This window comes from Pirellulales bacterium, assembly GCA_019636345.1.
GTDB lineage: Bacteria > Planctomycetota > Planctomycetia > Pirellulales > Lacipirellulaceae.
The window spans coordinates 174,266-195,431 of sequence record JAHBXQ010000005.1; the positions used below are offsets into that span (position 1 = coordinate 174,266).

General features: G+C 66.2%; 23 protein-coding genes. 6 read left to right on the plus strand and 17 right to left on the minus strand.

All coding sequences use genetic code 11. The annotated features are described in order from the left end of the window. The first annotated feature begins 37 nt into the window (after positions 1-37). Positions 38-433, plus strand: coding sequence for a hypothetical protein (locus KF688_13615; GenBank protein MBX3426712.1), 396 nt, complete (start codon positions 38-40; stop codon positions 431-433). Positions 434-576: 143 nt separating this feature from the next. Here the strand turns inward: KF688_13615 and KF688_13620 are convergent, their stop codons facing one another. The 6 genes from KF688_13620 to rpmF all read right to left on the minus strand — a co-directional run bounded on the left by KF688_13620 (position 577) and on the right by rpmF (position 6,262). After that, on the minus strand, positions 577-1,875 hold the full coding sequence (locus tag KF688_13620) for a hypothetical protein (protein ID MBX3426713.1): 1,299 nt from the start codon (positions 1,873-1,875) through the stop codon (positions 577-579). A gap of 116 nt (positions 1,876-1,991) precedes the next feature. Continuing rightward, positions 1,992-3,230 (minus strand): beta-ketoacyl-ACP synthase II, encoded by a 1,239-nt coding sequence (fabF, locus tag KF688_13625; GenBank protein MBX3426714.1) that lies wholly within the window; start codon positions 3,228-3,230, stop codon positions 1,992-1,994. Between the two features lie 242 nt (positions 3,231-3,472). Further along, entirely contained in the window at positions 3,473-3,712 is a 240-nt protein-coding gene (locus KF688_13630; protein MBX3426715.1) for an acyl carrier protein, read from the minus strand. A 288-nt stretch (positions 3,713-4,000) separates the two neighbouring features. Next, on the minus strand, positions 4,001-4,777 hold the full coding sequence (gene fabG / locus KF688_13635; protein ID MBX3426716.1) for a 3-oxoacyl-[acyl-carrier-protein] reductase: 777 nt from the start codon (positions 4,775-4,777) through the stop codon (positions 4,001-4,003). 231 nt (positions 4,778-5,008) lie between these two features. After that, on the minus strand, positions 5,009-5,917 hold the full coding sequence (gene fabD / locus KF688_13640; protein MBX3426717.1) for an ACP S-malonyltransferase: 909 nt from the start codon (positions 5,915-5,917) through the stop codon (positions 5,009-5,011). Between the two features lie 165 nt (positions 5,918-6,082). Next, positions 6,083-6,262 (minus strand): 50S ribosomal protein L32, encoded by a 180-nt coding sequence (rpmF, locus tag KF688_13645; GenBank protein MBX3426718.1) that lies wholly within the window; start codon positions 6,260-6,262, stop codon positions 6,083-6,085. A 417-nt stretch (positions 6,263-6,679) separates the two neighbouring features. Here rpmF and KF688_13650 point away from each other — a divergent pair, with 417 nt between their 5' ends. The 4 genes from KF688_13650 to KF688_13665 all read left to right on the plus strand — a co-directional run bounded on the left by KF688_13650 (position 6,680) and on the right by KF688_13665 (position 10,485). After that, entirely contained in the window at positions 6,680-7,342 is a 663-nt protein-coding gene (locus KF688_13650) for a hypothetical protein (GenBank protein ID MBX3426719.1), read from the plus strand. After that, entirely contained in the window at positions 7,339-7,950 is a 612-nt protein-coding gene (locus KF688_13655; GenBank protein ID MBX3426720.1) for a hypothetical protein, read from the plus strand. Before KF688_13650 ends, KF688_13655 begins: the two co-directional genes overlap by 4 nt. A 31-nt stretch (positions 7,951-7,981) precedes the next feature. Next, complete coding sequence (locus tag KF688_13660) at positions 7,982-9,616, plus strand: radical SAM protein (protein MBX3426721.1); 1,635 nt, start codon at positions 7,982-7,984, stop codon at positions 9,614-9,616. A 98-nt stretch (positions 9,617-9,714) separates the two neighbouring features. Then, on the plus strand, positions 9,715-10,485 hold the full coding sequence (locus tag KF688_13665; protein MBX3426722.1) for a prolipoprotein diacylglyceryl transferase: 771 nt from the start codon (positions 9,715-9,717) through the stop codon (positions 10,483-10,485). On the opposite strand, the gene ruvB is transcribed toward KF688_13665, so the two are convergent. From ruvB to ruvC, 5 genes are all read right to left on the minus strand, one after another. Next, the gene (gene ruvB / locus KF688_13670) at positions 10,412-11,473 is read right to left on the minus strand and encodes a Holliday junction branch migration DNA helicase RuvB (protein MBX3426723.1); all 1,062 of its coding nucleotides are present in this window, start codon (positions 11,471-11,473) and stop codon (positions 10,412-10,414) included. The genes KF688_13665 and ruvB overlap by 74 nt on opposite strands. Before the next feature lie 112 nt (positions 11,474-11,585). Continuing rightward, a complete protein-coding gene (locus KF688_13675) occupies positions 11,586-12,386 on the minus strand; it encodes an alpha/beta hydrolase (protein ID MBX3426724.1) in 801 nt (266 codons plus the stop codon). Positions 12,387-12,484: 98 nt separating this feature from the next. Continuing rightward, positions 12,485-13,270, minus strand: coding sequence for an alpha/beta fold hydrolase (locus tag KF688_13680; protein ID MBX3426725.1), 786 nt, complete (start codon positions 13,268-13,270; stop codon positions 12,485-12,487). Between the two features lie 157 nt (positions 13,271-13,427). Further along, complete coding sequence (locus tag KF688_13685; protein ID MBX3426726.1) at positions 13,428-14,054, minus strand: Holliday junction DNA helicase RuvA; 627 nt, start codon at positions 14,052-14,054, stop codon at positions 13,428-13,430. A 125-nt stretch (positions 14,055-14,179) separates the two neighbouring features. Then, positions 14,180-14,656 carry a crossover junction endodeoxyribonuclease RuvC gene (ruvC, locus tag KF688_13690; GenBank protein ID MBX3426727.1) on the minus strand — a complete coding sequence of 159 codons (477 nt, stop codon included), beginning with the start codon at positions 14,654-14,656 and terminating at the stop codon, positions 14,180-14,182. 138 nt (positions 14,657-14,794) lie between these two features. Here ruvC and KF688_13695 point away from each other — a divergent pair, with 138 nt between their 5' ends. After that, positions 14,795-15,070, plus strand: a complete 276-nt coding sequence (locus KF688_13695; GenBank protein ID MBX3426728.1) for a hypothetical protein — start codon at positions 14,795-14,797, stop codon at positions 15,068-15,070. A 574-nt stretch (positions 15,071-15,644) separates the two neighbouring features. Here the strand turns inward: KF688_13695 and KF688_13700 are convergent. From KF688_13700 to metK, 6 genes are all read right to left on the minus strand, one after another. Beyond that, positions 15,645-15,914 (minus strand): hypothetical protein, encoded by a 270-nt coding sequence (locus KF688_13700; protein MBX3426729.1) that lies wholly within the window; start codon positions 15,912-15,914, stop codon positions 15,645-15,647. Continuing rightward, positions 15,911-16,129 (minus strand): hypothetical protein, encoded by a 219-nt coding sequence (locus KF688_13705; GenBank protein ID MBX3426730.1) that lies wholly within the window; start codon positions 16,127-16,129, stop codon positions 15,911-15,913. Before KF688_13705 ends, KF688_13700 begins: the two co-directional genes overlap by 4 nt. A 104-nt stretch (positions 16,130-16,233) precedes the next feature. Continuing rightward, positions 16,234-18,030 (minus strand): cysteine--tRNA ligase, encoded by a 1,797-nt coding sequence (gene cysS, locus KF688_13710; protein MBX3426731.1) that lies wholly within the window; start codon positions 18,028-18,030, stop codon positions 16,234-16,236. A 114-nt stretch (positions 18,031-18,144) separates the two neighbouring features. After that, positions 18,145-18,630: a 2-C-methyl-D-erythritol 2,4-cyclodiphosphate synthase gene (ispF, locus tag KF688_13715; GenBank protein ID MBX3426732.1), complete on the minus strand. Its 486-nt coding sequence runs from the start codon at positions 18,628-18,630 to the stop codon at positions 18,145-18,147. A 104-nt stretch (positions 18,631-18,734) separates the two neighbouring features. Further along, positions 18,735-19,589 (minus strand): hypothetical protein, encoded by an 855-nt coding sequence (locus KF688_13720; protein MBX3426733.1) that lies wholly within the window; start codon positions 19,587-19,589, stop codon positions 18,735-18,737. A 144-nt stretch (positions 19,590-19,733) separates the two neighbouring features. Continuing rightward, entirely contained in the window at positions 19,734-21,116 is a 1,383-nt protein-coding gene (metK, locus tag KF688_13725) for a methionine adenosyltransferase (GenBank protein ID MBX3426734.1), read from the minus strand. Positions 21,117-21,166 lie beyond the last annotated feature (50 nt).

Consider the following 21,166-nt stretch of genomic DNA (forward strand, 5'->3'; position numbering starts at 1 on the left):
GCGAACCTCCGTCGCGGCCGGCGCCTCCTCCCCGGCTATGGAACCGCACGTCGAAACCCGCCCGAAACGTACTCGCCGCGGCCCGGCTCTTGCCAAGCCGCTGGCGCCAGAGGACGTGCGCCTCGGGGACTTCGTGGCCGTGCTGAGTTGCACGGTGCAATGGCCGTCGTGGCTTTGGAACTGCGGCTCCGCGTGGGACGGCGCCCGCTCCGAAGTCGTCCGGACGGACTGCCTGCCTCCGAGCGAACAGCAGACGCCGCTGAAGGTTCTGGCGGCCTGCCTGCCGTTTGTGCTCGTGAAGGACCCGGTCGGCGAAGTGCAGACGCTCGACCTGCGGCAAGTCCGCATCGCGCGCCTGGACGAGCCCTATGCTCGGTGCGCGTGGAGGAAACTCAAACGGCACGCGAAGCGGTCGAAGAAACTGCGGCTGTAAAGAAACGTGACTTCGCGTCAGAGGAGCCGCTGGCGCCGCACACGGCGAGTCTCGAAGAACCGCCTTTCATGGTTCCTCGGGAGCTAGCGCCCGCCGCTCACGGAAAACTTCTCGGAGGAAACCGGACCGGTCCGCCGCGACGCTCAATACCGCCCGTGGAACGTCCGCTCCAGCCGCGACGCCGTGGCAGGCGTCGTCGGGGCGGACGCGGCGCCGGGGGCCGCTTGGACGCTTGTGGCCGGGCCGGTGCTTTCGACCATCAACAACGCGTCGGCGCGAGGGGCCGTCTTGGGAAGCGGCAGCATGTCGGTCACCACGTTCGGCTTGTCGGGCCCGGGCGCGGCGACCACTCCCATCGACAACAGCAGCACGCTGTCGGTCGGCCAGCGGAATCGCTCGTGCAATTCGACCATGGTCATCTGCGGCACTTCGATCTGGGCCCGTTGATTCGGCGCCACGGGCGAAGGGACCTCGAGTTGCACGGGGATCATCTTCTCGACCTGGCAAAGCCGCAGCTTGACGACCGCGTCGGTCGTGCGGGTGTCGAGCGACAACAGCGGACTGAACTCCAACGAGAATCCCTCGTCGAGCTGCCCCAGTTCGGGCTGATAGCCGGGCCAAGCGTTCTGCGTTCGGAGCACCCCCTTGGTGTACGAGCGGGGCTGCATCGTCGAGATCACAAGCGACTGGCCGTTCAGCACCACTTGGTGCGGGATGTTGTGCTCGCGAAAATCGGTCCGGCGGCGCATTTCGCCCAAGAGGACGGCGGCATCTTCGCGAGCCATGATCCAACCCTGCACCCCCGGCGACTGGACCGAGATCGGCGTCATCAGCGGCAGCGCCCGGGCCCGCCAATTGGGATACTTCAGCGTCACGATTCGCAGCCCGAAGCCGTGACTCTCGGCCTGATTGTTCACGAACCGGTCGACCACGTCGGCGACCACGCCGTGCATCTGCGGCGTGTGGTAAACCCGCAGCGACTTACGATCGGCCGACAACAGCCCCACGGGAGTGGTGTGCCAAGTCTCGTAGCCGGTTTCGCGCAAGATCCAGTCGACGATCGCCTGCTCGGGCTGAGCTGATCCAGTCATCCGCACCGTATACGGAGTGATGTCGTACTCGCGCCACACTTGGCCGTGCTCGTCGGGAAGCTTCGCGGGACCGCCCGTGACCTGAGCCCGCGTCGGCTGCGGACCCGACGGGGTCGCCGTCGGCGCCAGAGGCTGAGCCGGATCGGTCCCTGGAGCAACCGCCGGTTGCGCCGCGGGCTGCTGTTGAGGAGCCGCCTGATAGGGCGTGTTCGTCGGCGCCTCGCCGTAGCGGCTGGCCGCGTCGGCGACCAACTGCCCCTCGGCCGGCGGTCGCCAACTCGACGATTGTCCCCAGACGGTCTCGGCGACGAGCGTTAGCGACGCGACGAAAACAGCGCAGCGCACGAGCATCAACAGCACTCCCTACCCACAAGAACTCGGGGGCCCGAAATTGGGGCGGGAGTATAGGAAGCCCAGGCAGCGCCGACAAGGGCGGCGGCGGGTGCTAGCGGCGACGGGGCGCCGCGCTACTCGATCGCTCCGGCGATGATCGACGCGTTGTGCCCGCCGAAGCCGAAACTGTTGCTCATCACCCGCGAGATCTTCCGCTGTTGCGGCTCGTTGGGGGTGTAATTGAGATCGCAGTCGGGATCGGGGGTTTGCAGATTGATCGTCGGCGGGCAAACCTGATCGCGGATCGCCAGCACGCTCAGGACAAGCTCGACCCCGCCGCTGGCGCCCAGCAGGTGGCCAAGTTGGCTTTTCGTGCTCGACACGTTCAGTTCGTAGGCGTGGCCGTTGAAGACTCGCTTCACGGCCCCGGTTTCGGCCTTGTCCCCCAGCGGGGTGCTCGTGCCGTGGGCGTTGATGTAGTCAATCGCCGTGGGGTCGAGCCGGGCGTCGCGGAGCGCCCCGGACATGGCCCGGGCGGCGCCAGTCCCCTCGGCGTCAGGCTGGGTGATGTGCCCCGCGTCGGCGCTGGCGCCGTAGCCCAGCACCTCGGCCAGGATGTTCGCCCCGCGGGCGCGGGCGTGCTCCAGCTCCTCGAAGACCAGGATCCCGGCGCCCTCGCTCAGCACAAATCCGTCGCGGTCGGAATCGAACGGCCGGCTCGCCCGTTGGGGATCGTCGTTGCGTTCGGAGAGGGCCTTCATGTTCATGAATCCCGACAAACCGATCGGCGTCACGGCGGCCTCGGCGCCGCCGGTGACCATCACGTCGGCGTCGTCGTACTGGATCGCTTTGAAGGCGTCCCCCATGGCGTTGGTGGCGCTGGCGCAGGCGGTGGCGACGGCGTAGTTGGGACCGCGCAAACCGAAGCGGATCGAGATATGCCCGCTCGCCGCGTTGAGCATGAGCTTGGGAATCGTGAAGGCGCTGACCCGGTCGGGGCCCTTGAGGATCAGCCGCCGCTCCTGCTCTTCGATTTCGTTGAGCCCGCCGATCCCCGAGCCGACGATCGCCCCGCAGCGAAAGGGGTCTTCCTTGGAGAAATCAAGCCCCGATTGAGCGACCGCATCGATGGCGGCGACCAGCGCGAACTGCGTGAAGCGGTCGATGCGCTTCGCATCCTTGGCCTCGACGTAACCGTCGGTCGACCAATTGCGCACCTCGCCGCCGAAGTGCACCTTGTAGTCGGACGTGTCAAAGCATTCGAGCGGCCCGATGCCGCTCTCGCCCGCCAGACAACGCTTCCACAGGTCGGCGACGTTGTTGCCCAGCGGGGTGACGACGCCCGTTCCAGTAATGACGACGCGACGCTTCATGATGCAATGGGGAGGCTGGATTGGCGGCCGGTGAATCGACTACGGAGACGCAAAGAGCACGGTGTCGTCGCCTAGGACGGGGGAGCGCGAAATCTCGCCGGACCTCGGTGTTCCCGCAATCTCCGCAGCGTTCGCTCGGTTCGGCAAAATGTTCCAAAAAAACACGGCGGCGCGAAAACTTTCGCGCCGCCGTGGGGAGATCGAGTCGTGTGGCGCGGCGTTCGCAGTGAACGCGGGGATCGCTACTTGCCGGAGTTCTTCTCAATGAATTCCACGGCCTGACCGACGGTCTGAATCTTCTCCGCCGCGTCGTCGGGAATGTTGATGTCGAACTCCTCTTCGAGCTCCATGACCAACTCGACAGTGTCGAGCGAGTCGGCGCCCAGGTCGTTCACGAACGAGGTGTCAGGCGTGATCTTGTCTTTGTCGACGCCAAGCTGCTCAGAAACGATGTCGGTCACGCGCTCAAGGACTGAGGCCACGATATGGTCCTCCTTGGAACCCCAGGATGTGTCAGCGGCCGCAGGCCGGCAGGAATCAGCGGACTTCGCCCGCAGCGGCGTCGAAGAGCCCCAAGGGACCGCGACGGATGCGGAAGCTCATTAAAATAGAGCGGTTGTGCGAAGGAGGTCAAGTTGTAGCGTCTCGCCGGGGGGCTGTCCAGGTCGCCCCGTCGGCGCCAGGAGCCGTGTTTGGGCGCTGTGGTCGCGGCTCTCGGAGACGCGATTCCGGTCTCGGAGAGACCGGGCTGCAGCAGCGGTCAGGCCGTTTCAGGCGGTCAAGCCCCCGTCGACGACGAGGACTTGACCGGTCATGTAGCTGGCCGAGTCGCTCGCCAGGTAGAGAACCGCGTCGGCAATCTCGCTCGCTTGGCCGAGCCGCTGGGCGGGGATCCGCAGCTTCACCTGCTCGTCGAGGGCCGGGCCGAGAGCGTCGGTCATTTCCGTGGCGATGAACCCGGGGCAGATCGCGTTGACGGTGATCTTGCGCTTTCGGCTGGCCATCTCCCGGGCCACGGTTTGCGTGAATCCGATGATTCCGGCTTTCGAGGCGGAGTAGTTCGCCTGCCCAGGATTGCCCATGATTCCCGAGACGCTCGAAATGTTGATGATCCGCCCGGTTTTCTGCCGCATCATCACCTGCGTGGCGGCCCGGGTCAGCAGGAACACCGACCGCAGATTCGTGGCGATCACTTGGTCCCAGTCCTCGTCCGTCATCCGCGGGATGAGCCCGTCGCGGGTGATCCCCGCGTTGTTGACGACGATGTCGACCCGCTCGTGAGCGGCGACGACCGCTTCAAAGACCTGTTCGACGGCCGCGCTGTCGGCGACATCGCACTCGAAGGCGCCCGCTTCGCCGCCGGCAGCCTTGATCTGGGCGACGACCTCGGCAAGCTTCGCCGCATTGCGGGCGACGCAAGCCACTTTGGCGCCGCTGGCGCCAAGGGCAAGCGCGATCTCCCGCCCAATGCCCCGCGACGCGCCCGTGACCAGCGCCACCTGTCCGGAGAGGTCCGCCTTGATCCGCCGTTCGCCTGCTTCGCTCATGCCGTGGGTCTTTCTTGGATCATTGGTTTGAACGAGGCAACCGCGAAGGGACGAAAGACGCGAAGCTGGTTTCGTCGTCACGACGAGGCGGCAGCTCACGAGGAACGCTCATGGACGCTCGTCTTCGCTCACTCTGGATGAGCGAAGATCTGCGTTCCCCCACTGCCGTATCGTGCTTCGTATCCTTCTCCTTCGTGCCTTCGTGGTTGCCTGGGATGGTAAACCGTCGGTTCACGCCGAGACGTTTTCGCACGGGAACTTGCGGTCGATGCGTTTGAGCAGCCCCTTGAGCACGCGGCCCGGGCCGATTTCGTAGCACTCGGTCGCCTTGAAGTCGTCGATGAGCCACCGCATCGAGTCCTCCCACCGCACGGGGTTGGTGAGCTGCTCCTCGAGCAGGCGGCGGATCTCCGTCGGGTCGTCGTGGGGGCGGGCGTCGACGTTCGAGACGACGGGAATTCGCGGCTTGGAAATCGCGACGTCCGCCAGCGCCTTGGCGAGTCGTTCCCGGGCCGGGGACATCAGCGACGTGTGAAATGCCCCCGCGACCGCCAGCGGGATCACCTTCATCGCCCCGGCCGCTTCGGCCGCGGCGGCGATCCGGGCGCACGCGTCATCGTCCCCCGAGACGACGATGTTGCCCGGGCAGAGCATGTTGGCGACCTGCAGCACTTGGCCCTCGCGACATTGGTCGCAAAGTTCCTGGACCTGCGGCAGCTCGAACCCCAGCACGCTCACCATGCCGCTGGGCGCCAGATCGGACGCGGCCTGCATCGCGCTGCCGCGCTGCTGGACCAGTCGCAGGCCCGACTCGAAATCGAGCGCCCCGGCGAACGCCAGCGCGGTGTATTCGCCCAGCGAGAGCCCCGCGGCGATCGCGGCGCCGTCCACGAGGGCCGGGTTCTCGCCCCGCAGCTTTTCCAGCGCCGCAAGGCTGCAGACATAGAGCGCCGGCTGGCTGTGATCGGTCGCGTCGAGCGACTCGGCTGGGCCGTTGGTGCAGAGTTCCAGGAGATCGTAGCCCAGGATCTCGCCGGCGCGATCGAACAGCGACTTGGCCGCCGGCAACGAGGCGGCAAGCTCAGCGCCCATCCCAACCGACTGGGCGCCCTGGCCGGGAAAAAGAAAGGCGGTGGGCATGCGAAGGCCGCAGGGGACGAGGCCGCGGGAAATGAGACAGGGATCGACGGAGCAAACCACGAGGCCGGAAGCGTCTTGAAATGGGAAGGGTCGGCCGCGTTCACGAGATGACGCGATCGCCTTGGCCCCTCGACTCCTAACGCCAAAGCCCCCCTCTCGCCCAGCCTACTCCTCTGTCTCGACCATCGTCCGACCCATGTAGTGGCCGCAGTTGCTGCAAGCGACGTGGGACGGCGTGGCCGTGCCGCACTTGGGGCACGATTGGAGCTGTTTGCGCTTCAGAGCGTCGTGCGAACGACGCATGCCAGTGCGGGAATTGGAATGCTTGCGCTTGGGAACGGCCATGGCCGGGGCCCTCGGATGCGGCCGGGGATCGCCCAGCCAAGACGGATCAGAGTCAAACGAATCGAACAAGGTACCCCGAGCAGCCCGCCATCGTCAACCGGGGGGAATTCGGCGCACGGCCGCTGCAGGTTCAAGCTGCGTCATTCCAAGTGGTCGATCGGCGGCTCGCCGGGAGCCGGAAACGGCGAGGTTTCCGGAGACCGACGGTCTTCCCGCGGCTGGCGGGCCGGCGGCTAGGCAGGCGGGACCTCGGCCCGACGGGAGGAGCCGCATCGGCGCGGGTCCGCCGCGACGGGGCTTACGTTATACTCCCCGGCGCCGAATCGCGTCCTGCCGGGCAATTTGCCCACGGCATTGGGAGACTCCCCTCCCGCGTTCTGAACTCCGACCTCCCCCTCTCCCACCTCTCCCCTTCCCATGACTGACCGCCTCTGGTTCATCGCCCAGCGCCGCCTGCAGTTTGAAGGCGAGGCCCGGGCCAACGTGCTGCGACTGGTCGCGATCGGAGTATTCTATCTGATCCACCTCGGGAGCTATCTGGCCAGCGAGGGGAAGCTGCCGCGCTGGGACCTCCTGCAACTGGCGGAATCGGGCGAGATTGATCGCCGGTTCCACTTGCTGGTGACGCTGCTGGCCGGCTCCTGGGCGGCGGCGGCAGCGGCGGTCCACTTGCTGCTCACGCAGCGCGTCTTTCCCCGCTGGATTTCGCAGGCGACGACCATCGTCGACCTGCTGATGCTCACCAGCCTGCTGGCGATCTCTCGCGGACCGCAAAGCCCGCTGGTCGTCGGCTACTTTCTGGTGATCGCGCTGGCGGCCCTGCGATTCAGCCTTCCGCTGGTCTGGACCGCGGCCGGCGGAGCGATCGCGGGGTACGTCTGCCTGCTGGGGGTCGCCAAGTGGCCCCTGGCGTTCGGCCGGCCGGCCGATCTCGACATGCATGTGCCGCGGTACGAGCAACTGATCATGCTCGCGGCCTTGGCGGTCGCCGGGGCCGTGACCGGCCAGGTGGTGCGCCGCGTGCGGTCGCTCGTGAGGCGCGTCGACGTGCGGCTCGGCAACGCGGAGGGCGCCTCGTGAGCGACGACCTGTCGAGCCAATTCATCCGCTGCCCCCAGTGCGGGGCGGAGTGCGATCGCTCGCGCAGCAAGTGCTGGGTGTGCGAGTCGGAATTGCGAGGCGCCACTGCAGGGGATGCCGCCGCCACGATTCCGGACGGCGTCGCCGCCATCGCCAATGATGCAGCAGGGACGAATCTCTCGTTCTCCACCGCGACGCTGCTGTTGATCATGACGATCGGTGCGTTGGTGCTGGGAGTCGCGGCGGAGGCGCCGGGGCTGGCCGTGTTCATCGCCATCGTGCTCGCGCCGATTTGCTTCCGGACGATCGGTCTCGTGCGGCGGCGGGAGCGCGCCGGCGAGCGGGTCTCGACCCTCGAAAAGGCGTCGCTGATCGGCGCCTCGTTCGTCACCGCCGTCACGTTCCTGATCGTCGTTTGCTGTGCGCTGTTTTGCAGCTTCTGCGGCGTGTGTCTCATCGTCGTCTCGGCGGGAGGTCCTCCGCGCGATCGCGGCTTCTCGATGGTCGGCGTGGCCGTGGCTGCGCTCGGCGTCGCTTGTTGCTTCCTGACCGTGAAGATGTACCGCTGGATGAAGCAGAAACGCAAAGCGGGCGAGCTGCCGCTCTGACCCCGGGCCATGCTGCGCCGCAGGAGATTCGATGACCGCAGTTTACCGTGACCATGCGTTCTTGGGCGTCACGCAGTCGTTGTGCCCCGAGTGCTTCGCGCTTGTCCCCGCGAAGATCGTCGAACGCGGCGGGCGGATCTACTTTCAAAAACGGTGCCGCGAGCACGGGCCCCGCGAGGACTTCGTCTGCAGCGACGCCCGGTGGTGGGACAAGCTCGAGTACAGCCTGCCGGGCAAAGTTCCCGTGGCGTTCGGGGTCGACGACTCCCGCGGCCCGCTGCGCGGCTGTCCCTACGACTGCGGGCTGTGCACCGAGCACGAACAGCATACCTGCATCGGCATCGTCGAGATCAACTCGGCCTGCAATCTCGAGTGCCCGATGTGCTTCGCATCAAGCGGCCCCGGCGGGTCGCATTTGTCGTTCGACGATTGCCGGCGGGCGATCGACCGACTCGTCGAGGTCGAGGGCCGACCCGAAATCCTGCAGCTCTCGGGAGGCGAGCCGACGATCCACCCTCGGTTTCTCGACGTGTGGCGGTACGCCGTCGAACGGCCGATCGACATCGTTATGATCAACACCAACGGCGTGCGGCTGGCGAACGACCGAGCGCTGGTCGACGCCCTGGCCGAACGCCGGACGCGGACCGAGATCTACCTGCAGTTCGACGGGTTCGCCGACGACGGCTGCCGCACACTGCGGGGGGAGTCGTTGGTCGAGACGAAGTTGCGGGCCGTCGAGCGGCTCGGCGAGGCGGGGTTGCGGACGATCCTCGTCTGCACGGTCCAGAGCGGCGTCAACGACGGCGAATTGGGGGCGATCGTCCGGTATGCCGTCGAGCGACCCTGGATTACGGGTGTGAGCCTTCAGCCGGCGTGCTACGTGGGGCGGCGCGTGCTGCCCGCGGAGATGACCCGGCGGTCGACCTTTCCCGAAGCGATTCGCCAAGTGTGCGAGCAAACCGCCGGCGACGGCGAGAACGCTTGGCGAGAGAGCGACTTTACGCCGCTGCCGTGCGCTCACCCCAACGCCCACACGCTGGCGTACGCCTATCGGCGCAAGGGGCGACTCTTGCCGCTGGCGCGGTTCGTGAACCTCGACGAGCACCTCGATTTGCTGTCGGGACGAATCACGTTCGACCGCCCGCGGGCCAAAGCCCTCATTGGCGAGTACCTGTCGCGGCTCGCCTGCGGCGGCGGCGACTGCGGCTGCGCTCCCCCGGCGGATTTTGCGGCGCTCAGTTCGAGCGCCGGGCCGCCTAGCCCCGTCCCTGCGAATGAGCCGCGGGCGCTAGCCCCGGGCGCGCTGCAGGTCTTGGATTCCCTCGAGGGTCGCCCGAGGCCAGCGCCTTCGGCTCAAGTTGCGGGACAACGCTTCGACGAAGACGATCTCGCGGCGGAGTTCTTCGCCCGCGCCGTCGCCGAGGAACTCGCCCCCGAAGACGTGTTCCGCATCACGACGACCAGCTTCATGGACGCCTATAACTTCGACGTCCGCCAGGCGATGAAGGAATGCGTCCACTTCGTGTTGCCTACGGGCCACGTCGTCCCCTTCTCGGCCTACAACCTCCTATACCGCACGGGCCGCGCACCGTTGCCGGAATTGCGCACCGCAGAGGCTGCGGAGGTCGCAGCGCTGGCGGGGGCGGCCCCAGTCATGCAGGCATGAACAATTGCGAGCGAGTGGGCAAGTTGTTCGAGATCAACCAAGCCATCGGGACGATTGTCGATTCTGCGATTGCCGTGAATCTCGCATATACCCTGGTGATGCTTGCCGCGGTCGGGACGGGATTCGTCCTGTCTCGGCGGTCGCAGGCGCGATTGGATGTGTCGGCGAGCCAGCGTCTGGGGGTCGCGGTCGGCGCCTTTTGCGGGGCGATGCTCGGGGCGAAGTTGCCGTTCGTGCTGTCTGACTGGAACGCCTTCCTCTCTGGCGCCGCGTGGTTCGCCGACGGCAAGACGATTCTCTGCGGGCTCGCGGGGGGATACCTCGGCGTCGAGATCGCCAAGTGGGCCCTCGAGGTGCGCGTGAAGACCGGCGATTCGTTCGCCGTCCCCGTGGCTGCGGCCATCGGCGTCGGACGTCTCGGGTGCTTCATCGGCGGCTGCTGCTACGGCACGCCGACCGGGCTGCCCTGGGGCGTGCGGTTCCCGACCGCCGGCGACGAGTTGCCGCGGCACCCGACCCAACTCTACGAGGCGGCGTTCCACCTTGCCGCGGCGGTCGTGCTATGGCAGCTTCAGCAGGAGGGCCGTTTCCGCGGGCAGTTGGTGAAGCTCTACTTCTTGGCGTACTTCGCGTATCGGTTTGGAAGCGAATTCATTCGCCCCGAGGCACGTCAGTGGGGCGGCCTGACCGGTTACCAGTGGGCCTGCTTGGCCCTGGCGGCGCTGTTCGCGTGGCTGTGGCGCCGTGACGCCCGCAGCCTATTCTCTCAGAGAATAGACCCGCCGACCGTAACCGCTACTCGAACAACGAGCGCTGCCCGGACTCGTCCGGCGGCGTCGCGCCGAGATGTTCGTAACCCTTCGCCGTGAGCTTCCGCCCTCGCGGGCTGCGGATCACCAACTCAGCCCGCAAGAGAAACGGCTCGACCTCGTCGGTCAGCGTATCGACCGCCGTGTTGAGCGTGTGGGCGATCGCCTCGACCCCGACCGGGCCGCCGTGGAAGACTCGCAGAACGGTCTCCAGGTACTTGCGGTCTTGGCCGTCGAGCCCCTGCAGGTCGACCCCCAGCATGGCCAGCGCCGCCTCGGCCACGGCCAGCGTGATCCGCCCGTCCGCCTTGGTCGTCGCATAGTCGCGGACCCAGCGGAGGCGGTTGTTGGCGATCCGCGGCGTCCCGCGACTGCACGCTGCGATCTTCAGCGACGCGTCGCGCTCGATCTCGACTTTGAGCTTGTTCGCGTTCCGTTCGACGATCTGCCGCAGTTCGTCGTGAGAGTAGAACTCGAGATGTTCGCGCACCTGGAACCGATCGCGGAGCGGCGCCGACAACAACCCGGTGCGAGTCGTGGCGCCGATCACGGTGAACGGCCGGAGCGCCAAATTGACGGTTCGGGCGCTCACCCCCTCGCCCAGCGTGATGTCGACCCGAAAGTCCTCCATCGCCGGGTACATGAACTCTTCGACCGCTTTGGGAAGCCGGTGGATTTCATCGATGAACAGCACCGACCCCTCCTCAGCGTTGGTGAGGTAAGGGAGCAGGTCCTTCGGCGCCGACAGGGCCGCGCCGCTGGCGATCTGCAGCGGCACGTCGAGGGCGCGCGGGATGCAGGTGGCGAAGGTCGTCTTCCCCAGCCCCGGCGGGCCGTCAAGCAACACATGCCCCAGCGGTTCCTGGCGAATGCGGGCCGCGTCGACCGCGATCTTCAGCCGCTCGTACACCGCCCGCTGGCCGATCATGTCCTCCATCCGCTGCGGCCGCAGCGCGGCATCCTCCTCGCGGGTGAGCGAGGCGTAGCGGGCCGGCGGCTCGCCGGCCGGTTCCATGTCGTCGCCATTGTAAAGAGCTTCGCGAGCCATGCGGATGCCGTGCCGTCCGTGAGAATGCCGTTGCTGAAAGTCGTCGTCGCGGGCCGGGCAGTATACCGCGCCGCCCTCGGCGAGTCTCGGCATCCGAGCGAGCGATCGCGTCCTACGGCTCTGCGACATCCGTTGACGTCGGCAAGCCGTCGAACCAGTCTTGCAGGGCCGCCTCGTACTCGGGGGGCTCGGGATCGTTGTGGCCTCCCCCTTCGATCGTGAAAAACTGCTTGTCCTCGCTGGGGCAAGCGTCGAACAATCGCCGCCCGTGCGAGTACGGGACCAGCCGATCGGCCGTGCCGTGACTCTGCAAAAGCGGGCCTTGGTACGTGCTGATCCGCTGCTCCGAGGGATAGCGATTCCGCATGAGCCAGCGCACAGGCAGCCAGGGATAGTGCGTCGCGGCCGTCGCGCTCATGTCGGCGAACGTATTCTGCAGAACGAGTCCCCGCGCTCCTTGTCGCGCGGCGAGATTGGTCGCGACGCCCCCTCCCAGCGAGCGGCCGATGAGGACAATCTGGTCGGGGCGACATTGGCTTCGCTCGGCGAGCCAACGCTGCGCGGCGAGACCGTCCTGCAGCACTCCGTCCTCGTCGGGGGTTCCTTCGCTCCGACCGTAACCGCGATAGTCGAAGAGAAAGACGTTGGCGCCGAGTTGGGACCGCAAACGATTCCCAAGCGAAAGTCCTTGCGCCACGTCCTCGCCGTTGCCGTGACAATACAGCACGACCGTCTGCGATTCCGGCGCCGGAAAGAACACCCCGTGGAGCTTGGTTCCGTCGGCCGCTGAAAACCAAACATCCTCGCACGAACTGCTTGTCAGGGGTGCGAATCGACGGGGGGGCGGCTGATAGACCAATCGCCTTTCCAGCAGCATCATGGCAAGGCACACGCCGACGTACATGACAAGCAACGACCGGGCTGCTCGTTTCGCCTTCCCGGGCAGCGTTCGCCGAGGAGGGTCGTTCGGGCTCTCCGTCGACGAACGCGCGGCTTCGCTCTCCATGCCGATCATCCCTCGCTCGCTTGAAGGCTTTGCCCGTTCCTTTCCGCTCGCGTCCCGCGGGGGGGCAAACGGTCGAGCCAGTCGGCCAGTGTCGCGTCATACTCCGGCGGCTGCGGGTCGTTGTGACGACCCTCCGGAATCGTGAAAAACTCCTTCCAGGGACTGGGACAGGCGTCAAACAACTCGCGGCCCATCGCGTAGGGGACGACTTCGTCCTGCGTGCCATGGCTCGCGAGGAGCGGACCGCAGTAACGGCGAATGTCCTCAATCGACGGAAACTCGTTGCGCATCAGCCACCGCACCGGGAGCCACGGGAAGTGATACGCCGCGGCGTCCTGCAGTCGGGCGAAGGTCCGCTCGAGCACCAGCCCCCGCACTTCGTGCCGAGCCGCGAGCCCGACCGAGACCCCGCCCCCCAGCGAATGACCAACCGCGACGACCTCGGCAGGGTCGATCCCCGCACGCGCAGCCAGGACAAGTTGCGCCCGCCGGGCGTCGGCGATCGTCAATTCGGCAGTCGGTCGTCCTTGGCTTTTGCCGTAACCGCGGTAGTCCCAGGCAAAGGCTGCGACCCCGACCCGCTCGCGCAATTCCAGCAGCCGCGGGGCGAGTCGGGCGACGTGCTCGCCGTTGCCGTGGCTGTACAACAGGAAGGCCCGCGGCGCCGGATGCAGCATGTACCACCCGTGAAGCCGCGTGCCGTCCTCGCCCGTGAAGACGAGGTCTTCGTAGGGCAAGTCCGCAGGCTCCCAGTCCCCCGAGCGACGGCTCGGGGCGGGGAAGACGAGCATGCGTTCCAAGAGGTGAATCATCGGGCCGGCGAGCATTCAGGATGAACGAAGGACGCCTCGGCGTCGCATCATTCTACGCAGGCCGACCGGGGAAGATGAGCCTGCGAAACGACGCACTTTCGGACGCTGCCGACCGATTTCCCCGGCCGTTCGCGGTCTAGCGAATCGTCCGCTGCTCGTACACGGCGCGCAGCAATTCGTCGACGTCCTTATATTTCTTCTTCCGCTCGAGGGCCGCTTCGACAAGCCGCCGGGCGTCGGCCTCGCTGTGACCCAGGGTGCGGAGCGCTTCGAAGGTCTCGGCGGCGACGTCGCGAGCGACGCCATCGACCTCGGGGAGTTCGCGGCCGACGAGCAGGGCGAACTTCGGCATCTTGCGGCGCAATTTGGCGATGACGCGATCCGCCGTTGCGGGGCCGATGCCCGGGAGCGCCGCCAAACCCTTTGAGTCCTGGTCCTCGATCAGCGCCGCCACCTCCTGCACCGGCCGAACCATCGCACGCAGGGCCTTCTTCACTCCGACGCCATCGACCTGACAGATGAGTTCGAAGAACTCCCGCTCGGCCGAGTTGAGAAACCCGACCAATCGCGGCGTCAGGCGGCCCCCCTGCGCGCTCCCCTCGATGTACTCGATTGTGTGGAGACTCACCTCGCGGCCGATCTGCCCCTGCAAGTAGCGCCGGGCAAACTCGGGGATGAGCACCTCGTACTCGAACGCCCCCACGGCGAGGGTGAGCTCCTCGCCAACGACGGTCACGGGCTTGCCGGTGATTTTGGTGATCATAAGGGGAAGATCTTGAGGCGTGAGTCTTGAGACGTGAGCGAGAATCGGACCAAGGGGAGCACGGGGCGTCAAGGCGAATGCCCGCCGTCGGCAAGCTTGCTGGCACGCGACTCAGCCGTCAGGCCTCACGGCTTGCCCGTCCATGCGTGGCACATCGCGATCGCCAGCGCGTCGGCGACGTCGGCCGGCTCGGGAAGGGCCGACAGCCGCAGTTCCCGCTGCACGGCCTGCTGCATCTGCGACTTCGGCGCCCGGCCGTTGCCGGTGAGGGTCTTTTTGACCTGCGTCGCCCCGTAGTCGAACACCGGCGCCCCGGCCTGCGTCGCCGCGAGCACGATCACCCCTCGGGCGTGCCCCATAAGCAGCGCCGTCGTCGGTCGGTCGTAGTGGGCGTAGAGTTTCTCGAGCGCGACCGCATCCGGCGCGAGCGACTCGATCACCTCCCGAATTCCGTCGTAGATCTCCAGCACCCGCGCGGGAAGATTCCCCTTCGACCGTCCGCGCACGATTCCCGCCTCGACGAGTTTCAGCGTTCGACCCGTCCGGTCGACGACCCCGTAACCAGTCGTGTTGAGGCCAGGATCGACGCCGAGGATTCGCATAAGTTTCGTCCGAGTTCGCTAAGGCAAACTCAGCATGACCCCTTTGCCGACAACCGCGACGCGATGGCCCGTCGCCTCGATCGGATAGCTGTAGTTGTCGGACCAATTGACCATTCCGCCGTTCTCCTCGATCCGGACATGTCCGACGCAAACCTTCAGTTCGCCGCGACAACGCCCGGCAAGCCAATCGGCGATGGATTGCTTCTGGAATTTCGCGGACGCGACGTCCCAGGAGCCGGCATCGTCGATTTCAGCGTGGATCGTTGCAAAGGAGTCGTCGAGCATCGCGCGCCCGAAGCGATAGTCGCCGCCTTCGAGCGTCTCCCGGAACTTGGCCGCAACACTGCTGGGCCGCGTTTGCCAATAGCAAATCAGCGCAGCGAAAGTGAGCAGGACAAGAAGCGTCTTGAGTGAGAATCGGAGTTTCATGCGACGTGCTCCGGCGCCCTCTCTCGCGGCCCCGGAGGGGCCATGTCGTGTAGCCAGGGGCGAAGCCCCTGGAAATCGGCGAGAACGTGTTCTCGTTTCGCCCCACGGGGGCGAGGTCAGCAGATTGACTTCGCCAGCTGGGGCGACGAATCCTTCGTATGGCGCTCACCAGGGGCTGGCGCCGCTGGCTATTGACGGTCAACCTGTTGTGCCTTACGAAACTCTGCCGCAACTCACTTTCGCAATACCTGTTGCTGGGACACTTCGATGGTTCGCGAACCCCAATCCCTTTGGATCGCGAAATCGCCTACTTCCATCGTGCCGGACGTCGCGATGGCCGGTGCGACCGCTTCCACGAACCCTGTCTATCCAGAAGTCATGCGTACGGTGATAGTGCCGCGCTGCCGGCCGCAGAGCCAATCCCAAACAGTTTGCTTGACAGGAACGAATGCGCCGCAAACTTACGCCGCTCGGCGTTCCAATTGTCGAGCGTTCGCTCTCCGGCGTTAGCGATCTGAGCGAGAAACGCGGCTTCATGGACGCCCTCCTGGCAAACAGACTACAACGACCTCAGCAACCGTTCATATTCCGCATGCTTGCCGATCCAAAACCAGACGACTTCGTCGCCGTCGACGAGTGCAACGGCCCGATAGTCATCGTTGACGCGGGCCGAGTAAACGGGGCGCGTCGGATGGACTCGCTTGAATTGCAGGCTGTTGTGTTGTGGGTTATTGCGAAAGCGGCGGTAGGCAGCATGGGCTCGGTACTGAATCGATTGGGGGAGCTTTGCGAGCGCCTGGCGGAATCCTTCCGTCGTGTGCGAGGTCATAGCGAGTCGGGATCGAGCGGCAGGGTCTTGCCGGCGCGGTGCTCGGCGAGCGCTTGGTCGGCCATCCGCTCCAACAGTTCAGGTGAACGTGCGAACAACTCTTGCCAGCGTTCTTCCGAACTCAATTCTTCCAGCATCCATGCGCCGAATCGATCCTGTTCGTCGGGCGACAATTGCTGCGCCTTCTCAAATGCTTCTCGAAGTTTGGTCGTCATCGCTCGCACCCGCGGGTGGTTTGTCAGAGAACTGACTGCTGATTTCTTCCCATTGTACCATCTCCCTTGGAAGTTGGCTCGCCCGAAGCCTCGATCTCCCCTTGCTACCCTCGCACCCACTCAGTTCCCCCGGCGCGATCTTCGAGGGCGACCCCGATCGCTTTGAGGCGATCGCGGACCGCGTCGCTGGTGGCGAAATCCTTGCTTGCGCGGGCCGTCGCGCGGAGCTGAATGAGCAGTTGCATGACGCCGTCCAAGGCTCCCTCTCCGCCGCCGGTCCATTCGGCGCCTGTCGGGCGGTCCTCGATGACGATTGCCAGCGGCTTCAGCCCGTCGCGGATCGCGTCGGCGGTCGCGAAATTCTTCGCGGCCCGGGCTTCGGCCCGGAGGCCGATCACCACCCCCATCGCGGCGGCGAGCAGGTCGGCGTCGGCGCCTCCCCCGGCTGACGCCGGGGGCTCGAGGAAGAGGCCGAGCGTGTTCGCGAGTTCCTTCAGCGTGACCAGCAGCGATTCAAACGTGGCGACGCCCTGCGGATTGCTCGCGGCGTCGGTTTCCAGTTTGTGATCATCGCAATATTTGTTGACGATCTTTGCCAGTTCAAAAAGCTCGGCGATCGCGCCGCCCGTGTTGAAGTCGTCGTCCATCGCCGCGATGAACTTCTCCCGGCAGGCGGCCGCGGCGTCGAGCGCCGGATCGCCGGACGGTTGCGGCTTAGCGGCGTCTCGACCGTTGGGCGCGGTCAGCTCGTAGAAGTCGCGCCCCGTGACGCGGTTGTAACGCTTGAACAACCGATAGAACGACTCGAGCCCGACGCCGGCCTCCTCGATCGCCGGTTCGCTGAACAGCACCGTGCTGCGGTAGTGGGTGCGCAGGAGGAAGAAGCGGATTCGCTCGCCCCCTTGTTTGGCGATGAGTTGGGCGAGGCCGCCGGCGCCTTTGCTGCGGCTCATTTTGCCGCTGACGGCGTCTTCTCCGGGAGCTGACGCTTCCCGGCTCGTTGCGAGCGCTGAAGCGCCCTCGCCGGCGCGTTCGGCCTTGCCGCCGATCTTGCCGGCGGTTGCGTCGCGGCGCAACAGGCCGTTATGGGCCCAGTACAGGGCGAACGCTCGCTCGTGGCAGCACTCGCTTTGGGCGATTTCGTTTTCATGGTGCGGAAACACCAGGTCGAGCCCGCCGCCGTGAATGTCGAACGTTTCGCCGAGCAGCTTCTTGCTCATCGCCGAGCATTCGATGTGCCATCCGGGACGACCCGGCCCCCAGGGACTGTCCCACGACGGCTCGCCCGGCTTGGCGCCCTTCCACAGGGCGAAGTCGGCCGCGTTTTGCTTGCGCCCCGCCGCCCCGCCGCCGTCTCCCTGCATTCCCTCGACCGTACGGTTTGAGAGCTTGCCGTACGCGCGGTCCTTCATCACGTTGAAAAACACGTCGCCGTCGGCCGCATAGGCGAACCCCCGGTCGACGAGCGACTGGGTCAGGGCAATGATCTCGTCCATGCACTCGGTCGCGCGGGGGAAGTGGTCGATTTGGTCGACCCCTAGCGCCGCAAGATTGTCGTGATAGTCCTTGATGTTCTCCTCGGCGACGTCGAACATCGTGATGCCGCGCTCGGCGGCCTTGTTGATCAGCTTGTCGTCGACGTCGGTGATGTTGACGACCCAGGTCACCTCGTAGCCCGAGTAGGTCAGGTACCGCTTGATGCAGTCGAAGATCACCGGCCCGACCATGTGACCGATGTGGGCTTTGTCGTACACCGTGGGCCCGCACAGGTAGATCCCGACCCGACCCGGCCGAACCGTGCGGAACGGCTCTTTCTTCTTCGAAAGCGTGTTGTAGATCGTCAGCGACGAGTGCGGATCGGAGAGTTGCATGGAATCGATCTTTTCGGCGGTCGCGGGCATGGCGGGCGTGTGGGTGATCGGCAGGAAGGGGTCAGTTGGAAAGCAGCAATCGCAAACAAGCCGCGAGTTCCCAACTCGCCGGGAAAAGGCTGCGTGACGGCGCGGCCGCGCCGATCAAATCATCTCGATCAACGTCACGCACCGCGCCGCGATCAGTTCCCCGCGGCCGATCTCGCCAGCGCCTTCGCCGGTCTTCGCTTTGACGTTGACCTGGGAGGCGTCGACCTCCAGGATCGCGGCGATTCGTTTGGCGATCGCCTCGCGAAAGGGCGAGAGTTTGGGGCGCTCGGCCGAGACGACGCAGTCGAGGTTCACCAAGCGATAGCCGCCGTTGACCACGCGGTCGTAGGCCAGCCGCAGCATTTCGGCGGAGTCGCGATTGCGGTTTCCTTCCTCCGTGTTGGGAAACATGTGTCCAAGATCGGGCAGCCCGGCGGCTCCCAGCAGCGCGTCGGTGACGGCATGAAGCAGCACGTCGGCGTCGCTATGGCCCGCCAAGTGCTTGTCGTGCGGCACGTCGAGTCCGCCGATCCGCAGCGGGCCTCCCTCGGCCGTGCGATGGGAATCCTCGCCCAAGCCGATGCGGAAACTGGTCGCCACGTGCGCCCCGAGGTCGTTGTGAGGGAAAGGCCGCCAAACTGGGCGAAGTATATCGGTTGCCGCGCAGGGCGACAACGCGAGTCGCCGCAGCGCCGGCTTCCGGCTCAGCCCGCCGCAACGGGCGCGGGGGTCGGCGTCGCCGCCAAGTCGACCGTCACCCGACTGGGTTGCCGCGCGGGTTCCTGCAGCCGGACTTCAAGCCGCACGCCGTGGGCGTACGCCTGCAAGACCTTAATGCGGGCGTCGGGCCCCTCGGACGCTTCCGCCTCGACCTCGGGGACGCGCTCCAGCGGGGGGCAGAACCCCACGTGAAGCACCGCGTGTCGCTGGCCGGGGACGAATTCGGCGCTCACCGTCCCGTAGACGCTTTCGACTCCCTGCTCGTCGCGGACGCGAAACAGTTGCTGAAGCAAGTCGTCGCGCGGCTCGTCGGCAAGCGCCGCTTCTCCAAGGTCCGGCGTCGAGCCGGAGGGGTCGGCCTCGCCATGTGACGCGACTCCCCCTTGCGCTGCGGGCTCGGCGGCGCCGCTGGCGCCGCGATCAAAGAAGATTTGCCGACGAAACTGATCGGCGATCAACAGCGGCAGCCAGACGATCCACTCGGAAGTACGGTCGCCCGGGTAACAACAGCCGACCGCCAGCAGCAGGAGCGCCGCCGAGCCGGTCCAGCCGAGCGCCTGGTCTTGCCAAGCGAGCCGCGGCGTCGCAGCGCGGGGCCACAGGTGCCGCCACACGCGGCGACCGCCGTCGACGATCACCACGGCCGTGATCGCCGTGGTCAGAAGCAGCGCCAGCGGGAGCGGCTCCTCGGCCGGGCCGAAGAGGCGGCGAATCGAGAGCACCGCGCCGACCGCGAAGATCGCCGCCAGCCCCGCGAGCAACGCAAGCAACGCCCGGCGATCGCGCACTGCGTGCCGGGGAAGAAGATCAAGCTTCGCCAATTCTCGCAGCGTGAGCATGGCGGGCAAGATACCATGCGGCGGAGGCCGATGCGAACACGGCGCCGTGACTTTTGCACACGATCAAAGCGCAAAGGCGAGCGGGGGACGAATGCCCGCCGCTCGCCTTGAAGCTTGGCCGCCGATCGCGACGCCGCGGGTGCGCTACGCCCCGACGGCCACGCCGGCGAGTTCCGCCAATTCGGCGGCCTTGTCGGTCTTCTCCCACGTGAACTCCGGCTCGCTGCGGCCGAAGTGCCCCCCGGCGGCCGTCTTGCGGAAGATCGGGCGGCGCAGGTCGAGGTGCTTGATGATCCCCGACGGAGTCAGGGGGAAGACTTGACGCACGAGGTCGCAGATCGACGCGTCGTCGATCTTGCCGGTCCCCTCGGTGTCGACGTAAACGCTCACCGGTTCCGAGACGCCGATTGCGTAGGCCAACTGCACCTCGCACCGGTCTGCCAGTCCCGAGGCGACGATGTTCTTGGCCACGTAGCGGGCCATGTAGGCGGCGCTGCGGTCGACCTTGGTGGGGTCCTTGCCGCTGAAGGCGCCGCCGCCGTGGCGGCCCCAGCCGCCGTAGGTGTCGACGATGATCTTACGACCGGTGAGCCCGCAGTCGCCATGCGGACCGCCGACGACAAACCGGCCGGTGGGGTTGATGTGATAGGTGATGTCGTCCGAGGCCCACTCGCCCAAAGAAGGCTTGACGACCTTCTCGATGATGAACTTGCGAATCTCGTCGTTGGCGACGTCGTCGCTATGTTGCGTCGAGACGACCACCGTGTCGACCCGCACGGGGGTCACGCCGTCGTACTCGACGGTCACTTGGCTCTTGCTGTCGGGGCGGAGCCACGTGACCTCCCCGTTCCGACGAGCCTCGGTCAGACGGTTGAGAATGCGGTGCGACAACGCAATCGGCAGCGGCATCAGCTCGTCGGTGTCGTTGCACGCGTAGCCGAACATCAGCCCTTGGTCGCCGGCGCCGATGTCCTTCCCCTTGGCCGCATCGTCGTTCACCCCCATCGCGATGTCGGGCGACTGTTCGTGGAGCGCCACGAGCACCGAGCAATGGTCGGCGCTGATCCCCATGTCGGCCTCGGTGTAGCCCACCTCGCGAACGACCTCGCGGACGACCTCCTGCAAGTCGACCGTCGCCTTGGTCGTCACTTCGCCGGCGATCACCACCAGCCCGGTCGTCACCATCGTCTCGCACGCCACGCGACTGAGCGGGTCCTGGGCGAACATGGCGTCGAGTACGCCGTCGGAGATTTGGTCGGCCAGCTTGTCGGGATGCCCCATGCTGACCGCTTCGCTGGTGAACAGATACTTTTCCGAGGCCACGGGCGCTTCTCCCTGGGATGTGCCGAGCGGCTCGCCGACGAGCTCGCAGGGCCGTTGTATGAGACTTGGTCTGGAATGGCTGGGGGGGCGAGCGAGGGGGATGCTCGCCGTGGGCGCACAGGCATGGCTGACGCGCCACCGCAGGATTATGTAATCTTTTAGTATACGGTCAGGAATTCGCCCTCGACAACGGGTCGCGGGCATATTCTCGACCCTAGCCCGGCCGTACCGAGCGTCGCATAATCTACGGCTGG

Excerpts from the sequence above, each read along its gene's own strand:
- KF688_13615 (MBX3426712.1), top strand. The coding sequence starts at position 38 with ATGGAACCGCACGTCGAAACCCGCCCGAAACGTACTCGCCGCGGCCCG.
- KF688_13620 (MBX3426713.1), bottom strand. The coding sequence starts at position 1,875 with ATGCTCGTGCGCTGCGCTGTTTTCGTCGCGTCGCTAACGCTCGTCGCC.
- fabF (MBX3426714.1), bottom strand. The coding sequence starts at position 3,230 with ATGAAGCGTCGCGTCGTCATTACTGGAACGGGCGTCGTCACCCCGCTG.
- fabG (MBX3426716.1), bottom strand. The coding sequence starts at position 4,777 with ATGAGCGAAGCAGGCGAACGGCGGATCAAGGCGGACCTCTCCGGACAG.
- fabD (MBX3426717.1), bottom strand. The coding sequence starts at position 5,917 with ATGCCCACCGCCTTTCTTTTTCCCGGCCAGGGCGCCCAGTCGGTTGGG.
- rpmF (MBX3426718.1), bottom strand. The coding sequence starts at position 6,262 with ATGGCCGTTCCCAAGCGCAAGCATTCCAATTCCCGCACTGGCATGCGT.
- KF688_13650 (MBX3426719.1), top strand. The coding sequence starts at position 6,680 with ATGACTGACCGCCTCTGGTTCATCGCCCAGCGCCGCCTGCAGTTTGAA.
- KF688_13660 (MBX3426721.1), top strand. The coding sequence starts at position 7,982 with ATGACCGCAGTTTACCGTGACCATGCGTTCTTGGGCGTCACGCAGTCG.
- KF688_13665 (MBX3426722.1), top strand. The coding sequence starts at position 9,715 with ATGCTTGCCGCGGTCGGGACGGGATTCGTCCTGTCTCGGCGGTCGCAG.
- ruvB (MBX3426723.1), bottom strand. The coding sequence starts at position 11,473 with ATGGCTCGCGAAGCTCTTTACAATGGCGACGACATGGAACCGGCCGGC.
- KF688_13680 (MBX3426725.1), bottom strand. The coding sequence starts at position 13,270 with ATGCTCGTCTTCCCCGCCCCGAGCCGTCGCTCGGGGGACTGGGAGCCT.
- KF688_13685 (MBX3426726.1), bottom strand. The coding sequence starts at position 14,054 with ATGATCACCAAAATCACCGGCAAGCCCGTGACCGTCGTTGGCGAGGAG.
- ruvC (MBX3426727.1), bottom strand. The coding sequence starts at position 14,656 with ATGCGAATCCTCGGCGTCGATCCTGGCCTCAACACGACTGGTTACGGG.
- KF688_13695 (MBX3426728.1), top strand. The coding sequence starts at position 14,795 with ATGTCCGACGCAAACCTTCAGTTCGCCGCGACAACGCCCGGCAAGCCA.
- KF688_13700 (MBX3426729.1), bottom strand. The coding sequence starts at position 15,914 with ATGACCTCGCACACGACGGAAGGATTCCGCCAGGCGCTCGCAAAGCTC.
- KF688_13705 (MBX3426730.1), bottom strand. The coding sequence starts at position 16,129 with ATGACGACCAAACTTCGAGAAGCATTTGAGAAGGCGCAGCAATTGTCG.
- cysS (MBX3426731.1), bottom strand. The coding sequence starts at position 18,030 with ATGCCCGCGACCGCCGAAAAGATCGATTCCATGCAACTCTCCGATCCG.
- KF688_13720 (MBX3426733.1), bottom strand. The coding sequence starts at position 19,589 with ATGCTCACGCTGCGAGAATTGGCGAAGCTTGATCTTCTTCCCCGGCAC.
- metK (MBX3426734.1), bottom strand. The coding sequence starts at position 21,116 with ATGCCCGCGACCCGTTGTCGAGGGCGAATTCCTGACCGTATACTAAAA.